Raw genomic sequence first — 2388 nt, 5'->3', positions numbered from 1 at the left:
TCACAGGTAATTTAGGTGCTTCGAGTACATCACTGACACAACTTTTGAAAAATCCTGCACTCACTTTAGGTGCGAGTTTAAGCCTACCCTTTCTTCAATATAATGATATGAAGAAAGATATTGCGATTAGTGATCTTGAATATGAGAAAGCGATTACTCAATATCGCCAAACGCTATACCAAGCTTTCGCTGATGTAGAAAATGCCTTGTCGAATCGAACTCAACTGAATCAGCAAGTACAACTGCAACAACGCAATGTCGAGTTAGCTAATAAAACTGAGCGACTTACCGAAGTGCGTTATCGCAATGGTGCAATTGCCTTAAAGAACTTACTAGATGCGCAAGAAACTACACGTAATGCACGACTCAGCTTAGTTGAAACCAAGCAAAGTCAATACAATGCTTATGTGACGCTAATGCAAGCACTTGGCGGAAGCCCTGTGAAAGAACTACCTGAGCAATAACACACGAGTTGATATTATTTACTCGCTTAAAGTTTTTAGCTCATTTTTAATGAGCTGAGAGCTTTTGATATGATCTTGATCATCAAAAACAACCTCATAAGAAAGTTGTTCTCCATTAAAGTAAACCTCAGTCGGCGAACCAATGATTTCCCACAGACCAATCGTAGCAATATCCGCAGTCGTATGCCATAGCGTACGGTTGACTCTGGCTGCTTTTGAGTAACCTTGTTGGAAAGTATAAATTTCTTTACGTTCTCCAAACGGTTTCTGATGTGACTGGTGCACCCAATTCGGAAATCACATAATTACGATGTTTTCCAACCTCTAAAACCGTCAAATTCTTTTTACTTGGTTGCTTACTTGCCATAACAGCAGCACAACCTTGCAGTGAAAGTAAAATCACTAAGCCAGAAACAACAGCTATTTTCTTCACGCTTTAACCTACCCCGAAAGCTTAAAATAATATGTTTATCGAAATTCTATTTGAATTTCTGATTAAACAAAAACCTGCATTAATTAGCATATAAGGGATAAGATGACAAATAGATAATTATACTTATTGATATATTTTCAATGGATTGCACATTGTTGAATTAAATATACGATTAAAGCTTATAAAGTGATGTTGTTCATAGCTTTAGTGTTGACGTAAATATTGCTGTTTTATATGCTGAGCTAGATAAGATAGAAAATCCAATTAGTTATAATCTATTTTTTTATTTTGGTCATGCGGCAAATTTGCCATGTAACTGTGGTTAGATGCTTTTCAGTAAATTGGAAATCAAATGGATAAAAGATACCAGATTTTTGTAAGTTCAACTTATGCAGATTTAAAAGCAGAAAGACAGCACGTAATTCAAGCATTAATGGAAATGGATTGTATTCCAGCGGGTATGGAGTTATTCCCAGCTACTGATGAAGAACAATGGGAATTTATTAAAAAGGTAATAGATGACTGTGATTACTATTTATTGATCATCGGTGGACGATATGGGTCGACTACCGATGAGGGAATCAGTTACACAGAGAAAGAATTTGATTATGCGGTCGAGCACGGACTAAAAATTGTCGCGTTAATTCACGGTGCTCCTGATGACATTCCATTTGGGAAGTCAGAAGAAGACCCAGCTCTCAGAAAAAGGCTCATTGCCTTTAAAGATAAGGTGATGACTGGGCGATTGGTAAAATTTTGGCTTGCAGCTTCTGATCTTCCAGGTCTTGTAGCGCTTAGCCTAACAAAAACCATAAAAATGTATCCAGCAGTTGGCTGGGTACGTGCAAGTCATGTTGCTAATGAAGATATTCTTTCAGAAATAAATCAATTGCGAAAGGAAAACGCAGATCTCAACAACAAATTAGCAACATTGGAAAACCAGCAGCGACCAGCGGTCGAAGGAATTGCAGATATTAATTCCGATATCACGATAAATGGCTCCTACTATTATAAGATGCCAGGTTATCAAAGTACTAGTAAGTTTAATTTTTCATCCACCATTTCATGGAAGGAACTATTTTCCTTAATCGCTCCCTATCTTGTGGAGCATCCAAATGATGCACTTGTTAAAAGCAAGCTGGCAACTAGCTTGCTTGAGAGAGAAGGTAAACCTGGATCTACAGCCAGCATAAATGATCAGGAATTCAAAACAATATCCATACAGTTAGAAGCATATGGATTGATATCAACCTCATATACAAAGACCACTAAAGGTGGGATGGCTCTATTTTGGCAGTTAACGAAAAAGGGCAGACAACTAATGATTGAAACTAGAGTTGTAAAGTAGCCGCATCTAACAATTAGCTGTACAAGGCCTTAACTACGCGCCGCAAGCTTGTGGTTTGCTCCATATAGTTGGGCCAGTTAAGCAAGACATTATAATTTGAATATCTCATAATTTAAAAGAAGCCGCTATAAAGCGGCTTTATT

The 2388-nt window shown here is 37.5% G+C and carries 2 protein-coding genes and 1 pseudogene; 2 read left to right on the top strand and 1 reads right to left on the bottom strand.

The window, feature by feature from the left end; all coding sequences use genetic code 11:
- On the top strand, positions 1-464 hold a 464-nt coding region (locus tag B4F08_RS00650; protein ID WP_291372432.1), incomplete at its 5' end, for a TolC family protein.
- An 18-nt stretch (positions 465-482) separates the two neighbouring features.
- Here B4F08_RS00650 and B4F08_RS00645 read toward each other — a convergent pair.
- Positions 483-897: pseudogene (locus B4F08_RS00645) on the bottom strand (hypothetical protein).
- Between the two features lie 352 nt (positions 898-1249).
- Between B4F08_RS00645 and B4F08_RS00640 the strand changes: the two are divergent.
- The gene (locus B4F08_RS00640; RefSeq protein ID WP_283324414.1) at positions 1250-2245 is read left to right on the top strand and encodes a DUF4062 domain-containing protein; all 996 of its coding nucleotides are present in this window, start codon (positions 1250-1252) and stop codon (positions 2243-2245) included.
- The last annotated feature ends 143 nt before the right edge of the window (positions 2246-2388 follow it).

It is taken from the genome of Acinetobacter sp. UBA6720 (assembly GCF_002454215.1).
GTDB lineage: Bacteria > Pseudomonadota > Gammaproteobacteria > Pseudomonadales > Moraxellaceae > Acinetobacter.
Note: the sequence above shows the minus strand (reverse complement) of the source record. Positions and strands in the feature narration are given on the sequence as shown.